This is a genomic window from Bacillus cereus group sp. BfR-BA-01524 (assembly GCF_022662595.1).
Classification (GTDB): Bacteria; Bacillota; Bacilli; order Bacillales; family Bacillaceae_G; genus Bacillus_A; species Bacillus_A thuringiensis_S.
The window spans coordinates 1-17,567 of the sequence record NZ_JAKUDW010000021.1 but is presented as its reverse complement, the minus strand read 5'-3'; the positions used below and the strand labels follow the sequence as shown (position 1 = coordinate 17,567).

Here is a 17,567-nt window from a genome sequence, read left to right as displayed (position 1 = left end):
TACACTTATACAGAAAATCGGGTAGTTTCATATTTTCTTAAGTTTATTGGTTACTTTCAACTAATTTCATTCTACTTTTGTTTTCTTCTGAATCAATATGAATCAACCGTTTTCCCTGTTTATAATACGTATCAATAAATAGGGGGGATTTTTACTTTTCAATTTCACAAAGCAATTTTATTTCTTTAATTTGTTCTATATGACGCTGTTCATGCAGATAGATCAGTTCTATCCACTGATTAAGGAGTAATTCTCCAAGAGCTGGATGCATCACTGATTTTTTCGCTAATATAGATTCATCTTCTATTGTACTCAGGAAATGCATCAATTCTTTTCTTGATTTGCTTAGCATATTGAGCATTTGCTGCACTTCAAATGGTTCTATACTTGGTTCAATCATTTCTGGAGCTATAAACTTTTTCGTTCTATCTAATAAAATAGTGTGAATTTCTTTACGCTCATTTTGGGTACTATCTAACTTTTTTAATCCTGACGAAATAACTGTTATAACTCTCTCATCTAATAAAACTAAATGATGACAAACTTGTGCAATACTCCATTTATCCTTATCTGGTTTCCTATTAAATTGAGCATCACTTAACAAAGTAATTTCCTCAACTAATTGATTTCTCGTTTCATAAAACTTGTCATTTACAAATGTATCCATGTGGATTCTCCTTTCATTGTAACCTACATACTTAAATTCCTACGCTAGAAATATTATCTTCGAAAAAAGATTTTCCTTCACTACTATGCCAATCAAATCTTTTCTTGCTTTTTTATAAATTATCAAGTTTCATTTTAAAGCCACAAATGAAGTTATTTGTTTTTTTGTATGTTTTTAATTGGCACAAATAAATCAACCTTTAACTTTCCTTCTAAATCTGCAGCAACATTATTTAAGCAAAATTCTAAATTATCTCTATCATAATCTGCATCATACTCACTATTTGGTAGCCACTCTGCATACATGTATTGATACGCTTCACTTAATTTATGAGGTTCATCATAGAACTGGTATAGACCATATGTACCTCCATCTAATCTTTTAAATTGCACATCATGATACTTTTCTTTATCGAAGTTTTCAGGAATCGTAACACATGCATCATGCCGGCACTTATGACTTGCAACAAGTTCAGGATTATCTAATGATATTCCGATAAATGATTGCTCTGGTGGATACAGTTTATTTTCAATTGACCAGTTCAGTAACTTCCCCCAGTGATCTTGCGGTTCAAAGTAGCTACCAGTTCGTCTTATATACGCTACTTCTAATGGTGGTAATTTTTTTATAACAACTTTCATTTACATCTTCTCCCCTATAAATACGTACACTGTTTATTTAGCTTTCTTTAATATTTATTCCTTCTTAAACAAAAAGAATTTTCTAATCATATAAAGTGAAACTTTAATCAGCGATGGTTTTGTTCATCCCCACTGATTATTAGTTGAACCAATCGGGCTACCAGTTAATGCGGGATAAACTTTAATTGATAACATGTATAACAATCTTGAATAATAATGTCCTATCAATTTATCATTAAATAAATGTAAAAAATGACTCTATTTATTCATTTTTAATGCGTATGTATGTACATTTGTTAATTTATTCGATATATTATGGGTATTGAATGATTACGTAAAGTGTAAAGGTCGCTTATATAACACCTTATATTTTTATATCCGTGAAAACTACAAAGTGTATGAAAATCCATTTGTCAAATGAATTTAGTGCGGAAGGAGGTTTGTGGTTACTTCATAGGGTATAATAATCAGTTTTTTACTGATAAAAATATAGGAGGCGACATAATGTTTCGTACGATTTCAAATTTCATGAGAGTAGCTGAGATAAGAAGGAAAATCCTTTTTACACTAGCGATGTTAATCGTTTTTCGAATTGGCACGTTTATTCCAGTTCCTCATACTAACGCAGAGGTATTAAAAGTACAAGATCAAGCTAACGTTCTAGGTATGTTAAACGTATTTGGTGGAGGAGCGCTGCAACATTTCTCAATCTTTGCTGTAGGTATTACACCATATATTACAGCTTCCATCATAGTACAATTACTACAAATGGATGTTATACCTAAGTTTTCGGAATGGGCAAAGCAAGGAGAAATGGGCCGTAAGAAATCAGCTCAATTCACTCGATACTTTACAATCATTCTCGCATTCATACAGGCCATCGGAATGTCTTATGGCTTTAATAATATAGCAGGTGGACAATTAATAACAGATCAAAGCTGGACTACATACTTATTTATTGCGACAGTTTTAACTGCAGGTACTGCATTTTTACTTTGGTTAGGCGAACAAATTACTGCTAACGGAGTTGGTAATGGTATTTCGATGATTATCTTCGCAGGTCTCGTTGCCGCGATTCCAAATGTTGCAAATCAAATTTATTTACAACAATTCCAAAATGCTGGCGATCAGCTATTCATGCACATAATAAAAATTGTTTTAATTGGACTCGTAATTTTAGCGATAGTTGTTGGCGTTATTTACATTCAACAAGCTGTACGTAAAATACCGATCCAATATGCAAAAGCTGTTTCAGGAAACAATCAATATCAAGGAGCAAAAAACACTCATTTACCGCTTAAAGTAAATAGTGCTGGTGTTATACCAGTTATCTTTGCTTCTGCATTTTTAATGACGCCGCGTACAATTGCGCAGCTCTTCCCTGATTCAAGCGTATCAAAATGGTTAGTTGCAAATCTTGATTTCGCACATCCAATTGGAATGACACTTTATGTCGGTCTTATTGTTGCTTTCACATACTTCTACGCATTTATTCAAGTAAATCCTGAACAAATGGCTGAGAATTTGAAAAAGCAAAATGGATATGTTCCTGGTATTCGTCCTGGTAAAGCAACTGAACAATATGTAACTAAAATTTTATACCGTTTAACATTTATCGGTGCAATTTTCTTAGGTGCAATTTCTATATTACCGCTCGTATTCACGAAAATTGCTACGTTACCACCTTCTGCTCAAATTGGTGGTACAAGCTTACTTATCATTGTCGGTGTAGCACTAGAAACCATGAAGACTTTAGAAAGCCAGCTTGTAAAACGTCATTATAAAGGCTTTATTAAAAAAGTGAATTAATTATCAAAAACACAGTGGGTTATTTTTCCAACTGTGTTTTTGATTTTATCATTCCTGTAATATACAGGGCTGTTGCTTTATTAAACTACATCTCCTTCTCTAATAACCGCCCTTTTTTGAAATAAGTCCGTAGTGTTGAACGATTGGCCAAAAATACACCAATCAATATAAGACAAGCCCCCATTCCCATTGTAGGATTTAAAGGTTCTCCTAAAATGATATATCCCACAATTATTGCAATTAATGGTGATACGTATAACCACGTCGATGGAAATACTGGATTTGTTTTTGATAAGAGCCAGTAATATAATCCGTGTCCACCGATCGATCCGATAAATATGAGATATAAAATAGGCCATTGTACACTCCATGAAGTTAATACAGTTACATTTGGTTGTTCCACAATAATAGATGCGATTAGTAGTAAAATCCCTCCATAAAACATTTGAATTCCGTTAATAAGAAATGGTGATACATTTGATAAATCTGAAAGTATTTCTTTCGAACGAATAGAGCCTATTCCGTAAAATAACTCTCCTATAACTAAAACAATACAAGCAATACTCCATATGAAACTTACTTGTTGATGCATTCCTGGTAAAGAAACAAATATAACACCTATTAGTGCAATAACTAAAGCAACGAGTTGTTCCTTTTGTAATTTCTCCCTATTCCTCTTTGCTTGTATTAATAAAATCATCATTGGTCCTGTAGCAGACAGAACAGCAGCTAATCCCGAAGAAATATATTGTTCTGACCAATATAAACTTGCGAATGTCATAAATGTTAAACAAAATCCAGCATACATAATGCGTTTTGAAAATATATGTGGCATAATTTCTTTTCGCTTTAATTTAAAAATAATCATAAGGATTATACCCGCTAAAAAGAAGCGAATTCCTGCTGAAAACAACGGTGGCGCCCCTGCTTCAATTCCAATTTTTATCGTTAAAAATGTTGTCCCGAAAATAATACATACTAAAATGTAATTAAAAATGACCATTTTTCTTCCTCCTTTTTACTCTTAAAATGAGTATAGAGGGTATGGTGTATAACAGTGTATCGGTACATATAACAGTTACTTCAAGTTGTAGTTGATTCCCTATATATTTTTCGCTTTAATTAAATTAAAAAGAAAAATAGGTGAATCTATGAAGATTGTATTGCGTAAAGAATCAAACATACCGTATTACAAGCAAATATATATGCAAATTGTTGAAAGAGTACAAAGTGGTATGCTTTCACATGGTGAATCCCTTCCTTCTTTACGTTGTATGGCCACAGATTTACAAATCAATGTATTAACTGTTCGTAAAGCTTATAAACAGTTAGAAACGAAAGGATATATACGCATCGAACAAGGAAAAGGTGCTTACATATATAAACGTGTAAAGAAAGATTTCAAACCGATACCGTATAAATGGCAACAATCAAGATCTATTAATGTTATGCGTTCTCAATATGTAATGAATAAACACCGTAAATATTATGATTTTTCACAAGCCATTCTGTATCCCCGTCTGTTACCAAATCCATTTTTGGCAGACGAAATGCATAAATTGCTGGATAAAAATCCGATGTTGTTAGCAACTTACGGGCCCGTTCAAGGCGATTATGAGCTGCGAGTTGAAATAGCAAATTACTTAAATGAACACCAGAAATTAGTGACAGACCCATCTCAATTATTAATTACAAGCGGAGCACAACAAGGAATTGATTTAATTGCTCAAACATTATTAAAACCTGGAGATACTGTATTAGTAGAAAGTCCATGTTACAGTGCCGCGCTTGATATTTTCATCAATAAAGGTGTTCAAATCATTCCCGTTTCTCTTGATAATAATGGAGTTCGCTCCGACTTAATTGATGATATTTGTCAAAGTAAAAATCCCGTTTTATTGTATACGAATCCGACCTTCCAAAACCCGACAGGTACAGTAATGAGTAAAGAACGAAGAATGGAACTTATAGAACTAGCGGAGCTATATCAATTTTTTATCATTGAAGATGATTCTTTCGGAGAAATATATTTTGAGGATGCTATAGTCCCGCCCCCAATCAAAAGTTTTGATAAAGATGGCCACGTAATATATATAAAAGGATTTAGTAAAACGTTAGCACCAGGACTGCGTATCGCAGCACTTATTGCCGATGGCCCTATTTTGGAATGGCTATATGCAGTGAAAGGTTCAATGGATATCGGTAGTCCTTTATTAACACAAAAGGCACTTCTACCGTTTTTACGTGCGGAACGTATGAAAAATCATTTAGAAAAATTACGAACAGCTTTACAAATGAGACGTGATTTAACAATTGATATATTATCGCCATTAAAAGAACTAAACTTTGAAATACCAAATGGCGGTTTTAATTTATGGGTGACACTGCCTGATTCGATAGATCCCTTTACCTTATTACAAAAAGCAAATGAAGTAGATGTCTCTTTTTTACCAGGAACAGCTTGTCTATTAAATTACGAAACAAATGATAACCAATTAAGAATTAGCTATTCAATGTTAAACGAGAAAGATATGGCGATTGGATTAGAGAAATTACATGATACAATACGAAACAGTATAGGTTAGAAGTACTATCACAATGGCCAACAATAAATAATATCCAAAAATAAAAATGTGTAGTATGGGATATTATTTATTGTTGAGCTTTTTCGTTATTCAAATCTAGTTACTCTATAAGCTGTAATCTTCATTATCATTCCACTTTAACTACAATCTTTCCTCTAACATGTTGTCCTTCACTCAAAATATGAGCTTCTCGAACTCCTGCTTCATTAAATGGCACCACTTTACTTATGATTGGTTTGATTTTTCCGTTTACAATTAAAGCTGATAATTCTTCTAATTGTTTTCCATTTGGTTTTAGCCATAAAAATCCTGATTTTATTCCTTCTACTTTTTGTAGTGGTTCATGAACAATGGAAACTAGAACACCACCAGGTTTAATAATTCGAAAACTTTTTTCTTGCACTTCGCCACCTATTGTATCTAACACAATATCAAAATCTGATACTAGTTCTTCAAATTTATCTTTTTTATAATCAATAACGAGATCCGCTCCTAAAGACTGTAAAAATTCTTTATTTTTACTACTAGCAGTCGTTGCAACAAAAGCTCCAAATGATTTTGCGATTTGGATTGCCAAACTTCCAACGCCACCAGCTCCAGCATGAATGAATACACGTTCATTTTCTTTTATTTTTGCGTAATCTACAAGACTTTGCCACGCTGTAAGTCCTGCAAGAGGAATAGAAGCTGCTTCTTCATAACTCATATTATTAGGCATATGTGATACTAAATCTAATTGTACTGCAATGAATTCAGCATAAGAGCCGCTTCCTATATTTTCAGGTTTCGTAAACACTTTATCTCCTATATTGAAACACTCTACATCTTCTCCAACTTCTTCAATAACTCCAGCTACATCTAATCCTAAAGTGATTGGAAATAAAAAGCGTAACTGTTCTTGTAAGTCACCTTTTCTTATTTTCCAATCAACTGGATTAACAGATGTTGCGTGAATGCGTATTAATACCTCGTTTTTCTTAACAACCGGTTTTAAAACTTGTCTTTCTTTTAATTCTTCAACACTACCATATTGATCAATAACAATTGCTTTCATTTCCTCTCCTCCTTGCTGTTTATTTTAATAACATACAATTATTTCTCAAAATTTTTTGCCTTGAATTATCATAAACTTATTTTTGGGGGTAATTATGCATGAATCGTTGTGAATTCCAAAATGAATCTTACACACACCTTAGAATCATTCAAAATTGTATTTTTAATTAAATTCAAAAGAAATGGAGTGAACTCTATGAGTGAAAAGATATTTAAAATAAACGGTATTGATATATGTACAGAAAGCTTCGGTAACTCTAATGATCCCGCTATTTTATTAATTATGGGAGCTACTTGTTCAATGATATATTGGGATGAAGAATTTTGTGAACAGTTGGCGAACACAGGGAAATTTGTTATTCGCTTTGATAACCGTGATGTTGGACGCTCTGTTACATATGAACCTGGCACTTCAAATTATTCAGTAACAGATATGGCTGAAGATGCAATCGGGGTATTAGACGCTTATCATATTGATAAAGTCCATCTTTTTGGTATGTCATTAGGTGGTATGATTGCTCAAATTGCCGCTGTAAAACATCCCGAAAGAATTTTGACGCTAACTTTACTAGCGACTAGTATAATAGGATCTGATGACAATACTCGCGATTTACCCCCAATGGATGAAAGGATTTTAACACATCATGTAAATGGCACAAGTATAGATTGGACAAATAAAAATGATGTGGCAGAGTATTTAGTTTCAGGATCTCGTCTATTATGTGGATCAGAACGAATATTTGATGAAAATAGAGTTTATACACAAGTAAAACAAGAAATAGAACGCGCAAACAATTTATTAAGTATGTTTAATCACGCTTTACTTCAAGGTGATGATGCATATGAAGGTGTACTTCACTCCATACAAGCACCAACATTGGTTATTCACGGAACAGACGATACAGCACTCCCAGTTGAACATGGCCTCGCACTAATTGATGAAATTCCAAACTCAGTACTATTAACTCTTAAAGGGGCAGGTCATGAAAATCATCCAAATGATTGGGAAAGCATAATTACTGCCGTTTCTAAACATACATCTGAAATTTAGACAAACAAATAATTAACAGAAGGGGCACAAATTGTATTGTGCCCCTTCCATTTACAAACAAAACCCCATCACTGTATTCGTATGTATAGTGATGGGGACTTCTTATATTTTTCTATGTTTAGAAAAATGGACAATCTAATTGATCAACAGATTCCCATAATTTTTTTTTTGCATTTTCGGTGGATGTATTTGCTTCTAGTGTCATGTTTTTAAAAGGGTTTACTTCGACTTTTAATAAGGATGAAGGCTCCACATATAATGAGAAAACATGGCTGCTTGGTAAAGCTTTTGAAACGTCAATATCTCCTACTTGTTTAAATAGTTGCTGCGCAGCAAAAAAGAAGAAATTAGTTGGATTTGATTGTTTATTCAGCCACGCAAGCATTTCAGGTGATACCGATTTATGAATATTGATTTTTACTCGATCACCACGTTTATATCGCCTAGATCGCATACTTCCACCAACTAACTTATCGTTAAGTTTGTAAATCCTAACTCTTTTTGCTTATGCTCTCTATATTTTGGCGAACAAGTATAAACTAATAATCCTCGTGCATTTGTAAATAACGGATTATCTACAAAGATTACATTTTTGAGTCGTCCTTTTTGCTTTAAAATCATTTTTAAACTGTTTTTAATAATTACTGCGCCCCCGCCATAAATAAACACGTATGGATCGTCTTTCATATCATCGATTTTATTTATAATATCTGTTGCAACACGCGCTGCTAAACCTAATAGTGCCGGCTGTGATTCCTCAACTAATAAGATATTTCTCGGATGCTTATCATTTAAATAAATTTGATTGAACTCTGTAATGCTATCAATCGTCTTAGTTGGATACTTCCGGTTCCATCTCGTAATGATTTGTAGTAACGTTTCTTTTACACCATAAGATAAACCTTTACTTAGTTGCGGACGGAAATTTACCCCTAATGAAACAACTTCTTCTGTCGTCCCTGCACCAATATCAAAAGAGAGTAGTGTTTTATCTACAAAATCAATTTCAGAAACTTGATTTTGCTCACATTCTATTTTATGTTTCACAACATTTCCTTCTTCATCATATACAATGCCCCACGTCCCAGAAGCGCCCTCAGGCAGGCATTTACAAAACTCAATTGAAACATTAATTGTCACATCGCGTCCGTTCGGATAATGGAAAATAACCTTATGATTTCCCATATAACGTTTTGCATTTTCAGCAGCTATTTCTTGTGTAATAAGCTGCATAGGAAGAGCGACAGATAAATCATAACGAATATTAATATGGCTAGAAGTTGGACTTTGACGCATAGCGCTTACCGCCAAACCTGATAGTATTGTAATAACCATTAACTCATCCGTTGACTTATTCGATTTTTTCTCTACCTCAGTACCTTTTAATTGATCTTGAATGACTTTTTCTCCAACGATGTATCGTACATTATTTAGCATTAACGATGGCGAACTTATAGTCACATCAATGTGGTTTTCTAATTCCGATAATGAAACATCTACCTCATCTAAGAGTCCTGTCGGCTCACCTATATATAAAGAATAAATACTCGGAATAAAAATAGGGTCTTGCCCTTTCACCATTAACTTCAAACCGTTGTTTCCTGCATCTGCACCAGCTTTTAAAAGTATAGACATAACTACCCCCTAAATTAATCTGACATCCCTTCCAAATATATGCGAGCCCATTCTTTTACATTCAAATGTATTGTAATTTTTTACTTATCATAAAAACAAAATATTACACACTTACATATTTCATGTAAAAAGTATTTGACATGACACTTCTACAATTTTATACTTATATTTGTAAAGAGTTTTTTACAATCGAGGGGGGCAATTATTTATTGAATACTAAAAAAACTATTTTTATAATCATTGTTTTAGCATTAATTGCAATACTAGTACATGGCACATATAAATACATCACTGAAGGTTCTATTTTGGGTGGTACGATTTTTGCTATTTCGTTAATACTTAGTAACTTAATTAATCACATTACTTGGGGAGATCCCCACGGTGTATCAGAAGAAAGTCAAGATGAGATGGGACAACAAATTACATATAAAAGCTTTAAAATTGCGTATTTTATGCTTGTAGTTGTAATGTTCCTTTTATTAATCTTCTCCGAAGGATTTTCTATGGGGGCTAATTTAGATGGCGTTAAAAACCTCCCTCTGTTCATCGCAATTTGCTCTTCATTCTTTATTTATCCTATTGTCGAACTCATAGTTGCAAAACAATATAAGTAAAAAGATGAGGTTTTCTACATGTAGAAAACCTCATCTTTTTATATTTACATACTCTCTACAATTGCTTTTAATTTATTCACAGTACGCCAATTCCTAACTGTAGCTGGTGTATGTAATTTCTGAAACTGGTTCATTAATTTAGAATTTCGAATGCTATTTTTGAAAAACAAATAAGCAACCTTCTCATCTATATAGCAATCTTCAAGTTCACTTTTAAATGTAAGCAATTGACTAGTTTCCTCTTCAGAAAGTACATTAGCTAAAAAAGCAACATGAACACTTTCTCCTTCTAACAATGAATGAACTTCATACGGACATTGTTTAATAATATTTATAAATTCACCATATGTTCTTAGCATGACTGGAACATCGAAATCAAATTCATTTTTTATTTCAGATTGTATTCGGTCCTTTAGAAAGTTTATATCTTCCTCAGATTCGAACACGATATTACCACTTTGTATATATGTTTTCACTTGTTTTAACCCTATTGATTCAAACACTCGTTTTAAATCAGCCATTTTGATTACTTTATGTCCACCGACATTGATTCCTCTTAGTAATGCAATATAAAGTGTCATATTATTCCCCCACAATAAAATAAACTTATCAATTGAATCGATTTTCCCACTCATATTTCTCGGATATTTGTTTTAATTCTTCTAACATATCATGAATAGATAATACCTCAAATAAAATAATAGACTCACTTGAAAAATGGTGATGATAATGATTTGGTTTATAATCTTTTAAATCATTTTTATAACTCCAAAATTGCTTGTCTAATTCAGCAATAAGTTTAAAATGTTCCTCATCAATTTCATTACAACGGTTTCTCAATATAGCAATTATAGAATGAATTGTTCGTTGTAATATTTCTCTTTCACTTTGTGACCAGTCACAAGTCTCAATTGATACTCGAGCTAAATTATCTATATGGTAAATGATTTGCTGTAATATATGAAGTTGGTTCTGCATGGTTAAAAAGCTTCTCATTTCCTTCTTTGTATGTTGATGATATTTCCAATCTTTCTGCTCATATTGAACAAATTGTATCGCCTTATGCAATAATACAGTCAATTTAGATAAATCCTGAGCGGTCTCCTTTTTCATACCTTTTCCTGCAACTAATGCAGTAATCCATTCTTCCATAATATTTGCTGTTTTAGCAAATAGATCCTCTGTACATCCAAAAATCGTTTTCGTGTAGTGTGGTGGGAAAATGAAAAAATTCACTAAAGTAGATACTATAATACCAGTAGATGTAGTAGCTAAACGAATTAAAAATGCAGTGAAATAATGATCTGCCGTAATTGGAATCATAGCTACAGCAGTTAAAGTTGCGACTAATGTTCCCGCGTGTAACCTTAGTTTTTGACATGTAACGATCGTAAACATCGCAGCTAATGCATAAGAAATTGCTTGATGACCTAAGAAAAATGTGAACGTCATGGCATATGCCGATCCAATTGTTGAGGCCGGAAAGCGAATAAGCCCTTTTTTTATTGAGTCTGTTGCATTTGGTTCAATTGTAACAATTGCTGTTATTACAGCAAAAATAGTTGGAATGTTAAAAAATTCACAAACTAACACTGTAAGAAAAACTGCAATCCCAGTTTTAATCACTCTTCCCCCAACGATATTCCATTTTCTATCTTGATTCATTTTTTATATCCTTCATTTCTGTTTCATTTTATATACATATATTATATATTACTAAAATAAAAAAACCTACTACGTGAATATTCAAGAGTAAGTTTTCTATCTCATTATTTCATTATAGGTAAATGCATTATTATTTGTTGGCCAATTGGTCCCATTCTTCTAAAACCTTTATCCTCGAAGCCCACTTTTGCATATAAATTTTGTGCAGGAATATTTCTTTCATTCACAGCAAGTACAACTTCATTTTTTATTGGAAAATAGCGTTTTACAAACTCTTCTAATAATAACAATGACTTTTTAGCGAATCCTTTTCTTTGTCTATTGTGATTAATAGAAAATGACGTTAAAAGTAAAGCATCCTCATTATCTGTGAACTCCTTTACTCTATCTCCCGTTTCCAATGCGAAAAGACCCACCGGTACCCCATTGTAATCTAAAATAACAATCACATTTTTTGTACGATCACTTTTTGCTTTTTCCAGTAATACGCTTGGATCTGCTGTAAACTGAACTTGTTCACTTGGTAAAGTAAATGTTTGTATAACTTCTTTATATTTCTCCTTATACGGAACTAATTGAATTTCCCCTGTGTGTATGTTCATGCTAAACTCTCCCATTTTTTAGCTTATTAACTTATACCTTGCTGTGCTTTTGAATGCACTCTTCCATCTAAAAAGGTAATTTCAACAAATGAATTTGGATTGTTTCCTTTCCAAGCAAAAATTTGTTTAATTTGTGTAGAATGTTCTACCCCTTCTTCTATAAGTAAATCCCCTTCAAAACCAATTAAATCTTTCACTTCTGTATAAGTCATTCCTTCATTTATGTTCGAGAAATGTTTTATATTGATAGATTCTTTCTGTTTCCTTTCCATCACAGTAGAAGAAGTTGCTGTTTGATTTTTCACTTCTTTTCTCTGTTCACACGCTGTCATACTGAAACCTAAGCATAAACTAAACAATATACATGCGCTTTTTTTCATCATAACAGTTGTCCCTCCCATCATAATTAAACCATATATTCCCTTAAAAATAAACTGAATATTTAATATTATACTTAAAAACCTCGCACAATTAAGTACGAGGCTAATTTCATTTATTCAAATGATTATTTGATTGATCATCCTGTTCTTTTCTTAACTCTTGTTCTTCATCTTTTGGTAATTGTTTATCATTATCTTTAATTGGATTCGTTTCTCGATTTTCAATCATATCATTTGGAACTTGTGGCATTACTCGTCCCACAATAGCCGCTAATTCATCTAGTATACCTTCACCTGTTTTTCCTTTTTTAATTTGCTTTCCGATTTGTTTGAGGCGTTCATACGTATCAACATCTGCTACAACGACTGCATTAGCACCGTCAGGGTCATTTTTTAAACTTTCTGCAACAGAATATTTAATTGATTCAACACGAGTTCGATCAAGTTTTGCTTTTACGTCTATACCTACAATAGCATATTTTCCAACAACGACCGCTGTCGCATCATTCACACCTGGCACACTTGCTGCTAAAGATGCTAAATGATCTGCCGCTTTTTCATTTGGCTTATTTGATTTATTTGTATAATTAACATTTTTCATTGAGACATTTTTTTGTTCTGGTTTTTCGTTTGGATTATCTTTTTTTCCGATACTACATCCAGTAATAACGAAACAGAGCATCAACATATATATTAGGGTTTTCACTATTTTCACCACTTTACTATTAAAGTTTAATCATAAATTTTTTCAACAGCTTGCATTTTCTTTACCTTTTCCTCGGCCCCGCTATTAGCATTAATGAATATTTGGTACGTATCTTTTCCTAAAGTACCTACAAATTCATAGCAAAGTACTTCATTATGCAAATCATTAACTACTACAGCTTTACGTTCTTCCATTACTTTTACATCCGGATTGATTTTCTTTCTTGCTTCTGCTGCAGTTAGCTTCGCCGATGGAACTGTTCGCTTTTGATGTGACGCTAAATATTCTTTTGCGGAGAACCCAACGATAGAACCATCATCTAAAGCAATTTTCATTTGGATTGCTTCTGGATAAATTCGTACTCCATTTTCATTTACTACATACGTAAATACACCAACATTATCATATTGAGAGCTATCATAAAGCTCCATATTATTAAACTTATGGTCCTTTAAAAATTTCAAACCTTTACTACCTGCATCGTTTAAACTAACTTTCTGTTCTTTAATTTCGCGGTTATTCATAACCCAAATTGGATATCCGCCTTTTCCGGTAATATCCATATAGAACTCATTGTTCGTTGCTTCATCTTTAATTTTCACACTATAGAAGGATTCTTTCGCACCTTTTCCACTTTTCTCAACATCTACTTTTTCATTTCCTTTTAAATTCAGAAACGATTTTGCGATTTTCGCCGCTTCATCTTTAGAAATTGCCTTTCCTTCCGCTTCAAATCCGCCTTTTTTATTTTTTTGCGCACTTGTAAAGGTCGGTCCGAAGTTTGTAGAAGAATATGATGTTACGTTTTTCTCTACAGTTTTCAATCCATCAATAATTGTGTTATCTGCTGGATCACGATTTGATGCAAGTGCCATTTCTACATCCATCCAGCGTAAATTATTTTTCAAAACAAGGTGTTGTACTTTTCTTAGTTCATCTTGTATATTTCCTGCATTTGAATATAAAGTTTGTAGCGTTTTATATTCTTGCTCATTTAACGGCTCTTTTTCTAAATCACGAATGGCTGCACGGTAACTGAAATCACCGATATTCGCTAAAAATTCTTCCGTTTTATTAAATGGCATTAATGTTAAAGGAAGTTGTCCTACATCTGAGCGAGCTTCAGATGTTAAACGCCATACATCCGCTAATGCAGGTGATAAAGATGATCGTGAATTCATCGCAAGTGTTGTGCCAATTTTATCGTGTAATAAATCGACTTCATATGCTAAATCATGAAATGCACGTTGATAGCTATTTTCCGCTCGAATTAAAACCGCATTTTTCTCTTGGTGCTCTTTATAGCCCCAATAGCCTGTTCCTACTACACCGACTGTTAATAATACAATGATAATACCTCGTAACATTGTCCCACCTCCGCTCTATTTACAGAAAATATGTTTACCGATTTTTTTAATTTGTGGACGAGTCCAAATCCATTTACTAGTCGCAGTATCTGGATTGAAATAATATAAAGCATTTCCTGTTGGATCCCATCCGTTAATCGCATCTAAAACTGCTTTTTTTGCTGTTTCATTTGGCGTTAAATATATTTGTCCATCGGCTACCGCTGTAAATGCTCTAGGCTCAAAGATTACACCTGAAACAGTATTTGGGAATGACGCACTTGTAACACGATTCAAAATAACAGCAGCTACTGCAACTTGTCCTAAATACGGTTCACCACGTGATTCTCCGTATACTGCGTTTGCCATAAGCTGAATATCATTTTGAGAATAACCGTTCGGAACATTTGTCCCTTTATTTTGAGGTGGTTTATTCTCTTGTGCAGTTCCGCCGCTATTTCCTTTATTCGTTGTCGTCCCTTTGTTAGCAGTTGACTTGTCATACTTCGTTGCCTTCACGAGCATTTGCTTCGTTTTAGCTCCAGCTAAACCATCAACGGGTAATCCGAATTTCTCTTGAAAATTCCGAAGTGCCCAATATGTACCCCATCCGAAAACACCATCCACTTTTCCCGTATAAAATCCGTTATATTTCAAACGAGATTGCAGTTCAATGACATCTTCGCCAGATGCTCCTCTTTGAATGACTTGATTAGAAAAAGCTTCTACATTCTTTAGTTGTATACTACTGACCATTAAAGACAGTCCTATGAACGTAAGTAAAACTGCTATTTTAAAAATAGCTTTTTGGCGCATAATTTTCCCTCCTTAATTACGGAAATGATTTCTTGGTTATGTTTTGTAAAAGCCTCGCTTTTATGTAAAGAAGACAAAAAAATCCAAACTAATATCGTTGAAAAAATATGTAAACAATATAAAAAAAGGATAAAAGGAGTTCATCATGAAGAAATCGTTAAAACGTGTCGCACTCGTCATTCTGTTCCTAACAACATGTTCAAATATATATACAGGCTCATCAATTGTTCATGCGCAGCCGCCGTATGCCAAATGGGGTAAACTTGCCGTAGAAAAGACGAAAGAACAATACCCAAAAGCAGAAATTATTGACTATCTTCATATAGGTAGAAAACCAAAAACAGTTCAAATAACTGTTGAAAAATTTAAATTGTGGTTACGTGAAGATGGAAAAGAATATGGTGTTTTTGTTGATGTAGAATTTGAAACGAAGACGGAGAAATTTATAAAGTTGTCGTTTCAGAAGACGAGTAGATAAAGTGAAACTTTAATCAGCCCTCACCAATCGGGCTGCCCGTTAATGCGGGATAAAATGAAACCCCACTGTTAAAAATGGAAACAGTGGGGTTCCTTGCATTTCTAAAATTCTTTCCTAAAGTTTCGATTCCCTAAAAATCTTACCAATATACAAATAGCGCCAATTACTACAGCTATCCCTATACTATATAAAAGTACTTTACCATATCCACCTATTCTCGGATCTAAAAACGGATATGGATACCAATTCACGATTGGACCACGTATTAAGCTATATACAACGTAAAAACACGGGAATAAGAGCCAACTTGCAGCTTGTTTCCAAGTGATTTTCTTAATAGGTGGATTTAAAATCCAATCTAAAAGCATTGCAATCGGCATGATATAATGTAGCACAGTATTTACCCATGGTATTGCCGTTTGAAGTGACTCTTCTAATCCTCTTAGTAACAAAAAATAAACGAGTCCTGTCGTAAGTATGTATACCGTTGCCGCACCACGAAGTATACTAAACTGTTCTGAGCGACCAAATGTAGCTGTTCCGATACTGCTTAAAAGGAGAATACATGCAACTAAAATATTACTTTCAATGGTGAAGAAACTAAAAAAGTTAACTGGATTAAACGGCTTCACTTGTGCCCTAATTATGAATTGCGTAACAATGGCGCTACACACTAGAAGACTTAAACATAATCTAAATAAAGATAAAATTTTTTCATCCTTCATACATTCCCTCCTTTTCTTATATATAATCGGAATTATTCTGTACATGCTCAATAAATAATTTCAATGGAACGAGCCCACGTTTTGGCATATGACTACTTATAATAGCTACTACTTCTAACTGAGGAATGATAACGATGTATTGTCCGCCGTATCCCATAGCAAAATATATACAATACGGTATGTGAAATCTTCCGTTATGTAATACCCACCAGTGATATCCATATGCACCGACATGTTCATATGTTTCAAATAGAGCCCTACTTGACTCTTCTAACCATTTCGCTGATACAATTTCTTTTTCATTCCAATATCCATTTTGCAAACATAACTTTCCTAATTTTAATAAATCGGTAGATTTCATTTTCATACCGAAGCCGCCGACATATATACCTTGCGGATCTTGTTGCCACTCGTATTCGTTAATTTCTAATGGATCAAATAAATATTTCTTTGCAAACCGCTCTGTCGACATTCCAGTAGCTTCTTGAATAATATAGCTCAGTAAATGAGAAGAACCTGAATTATAATTCATTTTTGTAGCGGGTTCTTCAATTATTGGCTTTTCTAATATGTACTGCACCCAGTTCTCTGATTCTACAAAGTCATTTGGGAATACTACTCCATTTCCAAACTCTTTCCAATCCTCACCAGTAGTCATTGTTAATAAGTGATAAAGCGTCAAATCATGTTTTTCCCCAGGTACATTTTCAATCCACTCTGTAATCGGTGTATGTATATCATTTATATAGCTCTTATCAATTGCAATACCAATTAATAAAGATACAATACTTTTT

General features: G+C 33.4%; 20 protein-coding genes. 5 read left to right on the top strand and 15 right to left on the bottom strand.

The window, feature by feature from the left end; genetic code table 11:
- Positions 1-151: 151 nt before the first annotated feature.
- Positions 152-667, bottom strand: a complete 516-nt coding sequence (locus MR170_RS09785) for a DinB family protein (RefSeq protein ID WP_016081350.1) — start codon at positions 665-667, stop codon at positions 152-154.
- A 152-nt stretch (positions 668-819) separates the two neighbouring features.
- A complete protein-coding gene (locus tag MR170_RS09780; RefSeq protein ID WP_242308137.1) occupies positions 820-1,308 on the bottom strand; it encodes an AraC family transcriptional regulator in 489 nt (162 codons plus the stop codon).
- Positions 1,309-1,812: 504 nt separating this feature from the next.
- Between MR170_RS09780 and secY the strand changes: the two genes are divergently transcribed.
- Positions 1,813-3,117 carry a preprotein translocase subunit SecY gene (secY, locus tag MR170_RS09775; protein WP_000490135.1) on the top strand — a complete coding sequence of 435 codons (1,305 nt, stop codon included), beginning with the start codon at positions 1,813-1,815 and terminating at the stop codon, positions 3,115-3,117.
- 85 nt (positions 3,118-3,202) lie between these two features.
- Here secY and MR170_RS09770 read toward each other — a convergent pair whose 3' ends face one another.
- Positions 3,203-4,120: a DMT family transporter gene (locus tag MR170_RS09770; RefSeq protein ID WP_000234337.1), complete on the bottom strand. Its 918-nt coding sequence runs from the start codon at positions 4,118-4,120 to the stop codon at positions 3,203-3,205.
- A gap of 148 nt (positions 4,121-4,268) precedes the next feature.
- Between MR170_RS09770 and pdxR the strand changes: the two genes are divergently transcribed.
- Positions 4,269-5,702: a MocR-like pyridoxine biosynthesis transcription factor PdxR gene (pdxR, locus tag MR170_RS09765; RefSeq protein WP_242308135.1), complete on the top strand. Its 1,434-nt coding sequence runs from the start codon at positions 4,269-4,271 to the stop codon at positions 5,700-5,702.
- 127 nt (positions 5,703-5,829) lie between these two features.
- On the opposite strand, the gene MR170_RS09760 is transcribed toward pdxR, so the two are convergent.
- Positions 5,830-6,756 (bottom strand): NADP-dependent oxidoreductase, encoded by a 927-nt coding sequence (locus tag MR170_RS09760; protein WP_242308132.1) that lies wholly within the window; start codon positions 6,754-6,756, stop codon positions 5,830-5,832.
- 195 nt (positions 6,757-6,951) lie between these two features.
- On the opposite strand from MR170_RS09760, the gene mleBCA reads away from it, so the two are divergent.
- Positions 6,952-7,806 carry a BCA family alpha/beta fold macrolide esterase gene (mleBCA, locus tag MR170_RS09755; protein ID WP_242308129.1) on the top strand — a complete coding sequence of 285 codons (855 nt, stop codon included), beginning with the start codon at positions 6,952-6,954 and terminating at the stop codon, positions 7,804-7,806.
- Positions 7,807-7,924: 118 nt separating this feature from the next.
- On the opposite strand, the gene MR170_RS09750 is transcribed toward mleBCA, so the two are convergent.
- Together MR170_RS09750 and MR170_RS09745 are read right to left on the bottom strand one after the other, a co-directional pair.
- Complete coding sequence (locus MR170_RS09750; RefSeq protein ID WP_001257761.1) at positions 7,925-8,260, bottom strand: hypothetical protein; 336 nt, start codon at positions 8,258-8,260, stop codon at positions 7,925-7,927.
- A gap of 11 nt (positions 8,261-8,271) precedes the next feature.
- On the bottom strand, positions 8,272-9,441 hold the full coding sequence (locus MR170_RS09745; RefSeq protein ID WP_016081340.1) for a ParM/StbA family protein: 1,170 nt from the start codon (positions 9,439-9,441) through the stop codon (positions 8,272-8,274).
- 209 nt (positions 9,442-9,650) lie between these two features.
- Here MR170_RS09745 and MR170_RS09740 point away from each other — a divergent pair, with 209 nt between their 5' ends.
- On the top strand, positions 9,651-10,055 hold the full coding sequence (locus MR170_RS09740; RefSeq protein WP_050843869.1) for a hypothetical protein: 405 nt from the start codon (positions 9,651-9,653) through the stop codon (positions 10,053-10,055).
- A 44-nt stretch (positions 10,056-10,099) separates the two neighbouring features.
- On the opposite strand, the gene MR170_RS09735 is transcribed toward MR170_RS09740, so the two are convergent.
- The 7 genes from MR170_RS09735 to sleB all read right to left on the bottom strand — a co-directional run bounded on the left by MR170_RS09735 (position 10,100) and on the right by sleB (position 15,570).
- The gene (locus MR170_RS09735; RefSeq protein WP_242308127.1) at positions 10,100-10,636 is read right to left on the bottom strand and encodes a DUF1697 domain-containing protein; all 537 of its coding nucleotides are present in this window, start codon (positions 10,634-10,636) and stop codon (positions 10,100-10,102) included.
- Positions 10,637-10,664: 28 nt separating this feature from the next.
- The gene (locus MR170_RS09730; RefSeq protein ID WP_242308125.1) at positions 10,665-11,720 is read right to left on the bottom strand and encodes an aromatic acid exporter family protein; all 1,056 of its coding nucleotides are present in this window, start codon (positions 11,718-11,720) and stop codon (positions 10,665-10,667) included.
- Positions 11,721-11,824: 104 nt separating this feature from the next.
- The gene (locus tag MR170_RS09725; RefSeq protein ID WP_142315990.1) at positions 11,825-12,337 is read right to left on the bottom strand and encodes a GNAT family N-acetyltransferase; all 513 of its coding nucleotides are present in this window, start codon (positions 12,335-12,337) and stop codon (positions 11,825-11,827) included.
- Positions 12,338-12,348: 11 nt separating this feature from the next.
- The gene (locus MR170_RS09720) at positions 12,349-12,705 is read right to left on the bottom strand and encodes a hypothetical protein (RefSeq protein ID WP_242308123.1); all 357 of its coding nucleotides are present in this window, start codon (positions 12,703-12,705) and stop codon (positions 12,349-12,351) included.
- A 106-nt stretch (positions 12,706-12,811) separates the two neighbouring features.
- Positions 12,812-13,408 (bottom strand): YhcN/YlaJ family sporulation lipoprotein, encoded by a 597-nt coding sequence (locus MR170_RS09715; RefSeq protein ID WP_043315256.1) that lies wholly within the window; start codon positions 13,406-13,408, stop codon positions 12,812-12,814.
- Positions 13,409-13,434: 26 nt separating this feature from the next.
- Positions 13,435-14,775, bottom strand: coding sequence for a germination protein YpeB (gene ypeB, locus MR170_RS09710; protein ID WP_016081334.1), 1,341 nt, complete (start codon positions 14,773-14,775; stop codon positions 13,435-13,437).
- Positions 14,776-14,790: 15 nt separating this feature from the next.
- Positions 14,791-15,570, bottom strand: coding sequence for a spore cortex-lytic enzyme (sleB, locus tag MR170_RS09705; protein ID WP_050843877.1), 780 nt, complete (start codon positions 15,568-15,570; stop codon positions 14,791-14,793).
- Between the two features lie 145 nt (positions 15,571-15,715).
- On the opposite strand from sleB, the gene MR170_RS09700 reads away from it, so the two are divergent.
- The gene (locus MR170_RS09700) at positions 15,716-16,048 is read left to right on the top strand and encodes a DUF3889 domain-containing protein (protein ID WP_000749154.1); all 333 of its coding nucleotides are present in this window, start codon (positions 15,716-15,718) and stop codon (positions 16,046-16,048) included.
- A 101-nt stretch (positions 16,049-16,149) separates the two neighbouring features.
- Here MR170_RS09700 and MR170_RS09695 read toward each other — a convergent pair whose 3' ends face one another.
- Together MR170_RS09695 and MR170_RS09690 are read right to left on the bottom strand one after the other, a co-directional pair.
- Positions 16,150-16,773 carry a Pr6Pr family membrane protein gene (locus tag MR170_RS09695; protein ID WP_071732135.1) on the bottom strand — a complete coding sequence of 208 codons (624 nt, stop codon included), beginning with the start codon at positions 16,771-16,773 and terminating at the stop codon, positions 16,150-16,152.
- A gap of 16 nt (positions 16,774-16,789) precedes the next feature.
- A partial coding sequence (locus tag MR170_RS09690; protein WP_242308121.1) for a serine hydrolase domain-containing protein occupies positions 16,790-17,567 on the bottom strand: 778 nt, incomplete at its 5' end.

Bases quoted from the DNA above. Each gene is read 5' to 3' on its own strand.
- MR170_RS09785 (WP_016081350.1), bottom strand. From the start codon at position 667: ATGGATACATTTGTAAATGACAAGTTTTATGAAACGAGAAATCAATTA.
- MR170_RS09780 (WP_242308137.1), bottom strand. From the start codon at position 1,308: ATGAAAGTTGTTATAAAAAAATTACCACCATTAGAAGTAGCGTATATA.
- secY (WP_000490135.1), top strand. From the start codon at position 1,813: ATGTTTCGTACGATTTCAAATTTCATGAGAGTAGCTGAGATAAGAAGG.
- MR170_RS09770 (WP_000234337.1), bottom strand. From the start codon at position 4,120: ATGGTCATTTTTAATTACATTTTAGTATGTATTATTTTCGGGACAACA.
- pdxR (WP_242308135.1), top strand. From the start codon at position 4,269: ATGAAGATTGTATTGCGTAAAGAATCAAACATACCGTATTACAAGCAA.
- MR170_RS09760 (WP_242308132.1), bottom strand. From the start codon at position 6,756: ATGAAAGCAATTGTTATTGATCAATATGGTAGTGTTGAAGAATTAAAA.
- mleBCA (WP_242308129.1), top strand. From the start codon at position 6,952: ATGAGTGAAAAGATATTTAAAATAAACGGTATTGATATATGTACAGAA.
- MR170_RS09750 (WP_001257761.1), bottom strand. From the start codon at position 8,260: ATGCGATCTAGGCGATATAAACGTGGTGATCGAGTAAAAATCAATATT.
- MR170_RS09745 (WP_016081340.1), bottom strand. From the start codon at position 9,441: ATGTCTATACTTTTAAAAGCTGGTGCAGATGCAGGAAACAACGGTTTG.
- MR170_RS09735 (WP_242308127.1), bottom strand. From the start codon at position 10,636: ATGACACTTTATATTGCATTACTAAGAGGAATCAATGTCGGTGGACAT.
- MR170_RS09730 (WP_242308125.1), bottom strand. From the start codon at position 11,720: ATGAATCAAGATAGAAAATGGAATATCGTTGGGGGAAGAGTGATTAAA.
- MR170_RS09725 (WP_142315990.1), bottom strand. From the start codon at position 12,337: ATGGGAGAGTTTAGCATGAACATACACACAGGGGAAATTCAATTAGTT.
- MR170_RS09720 (WP_242308123.1), bottom strand. From the start codon at position 12,705: ATGATGAAAAAAAGCGCATGTATATTGTTTAGTTTATGCTTAGGTTTC.
- ypeB (WP_016081334.1), bottom strand. From the start codon at position 14,775: ATGTTACGAGGTATTATCATTGTATTATTAACAGTCGGTGTAGTAGGA.
- sleB (WP_050843877.1), bottom strand. From the start codon at position 15,570: ATGCGCCAAAAAGCTATTTTTAAAATAGCAGTTTTACTTACGTTCATA.
- MR170_RS09700 (WP_000749154.1), top strand. From the start codon at position 15,716: ATGAAGAAATCGTTAAAACGTGTCGCACTCGTCATTCTGTTCCTAACA.
- MR170_RS09695 (WP_071732135.1), bottom strand. From the start codon at position 16,773: ATGAAGGATGAAAAAATTTTATCTTTATTTAGATTATGTTTAAGTCTT.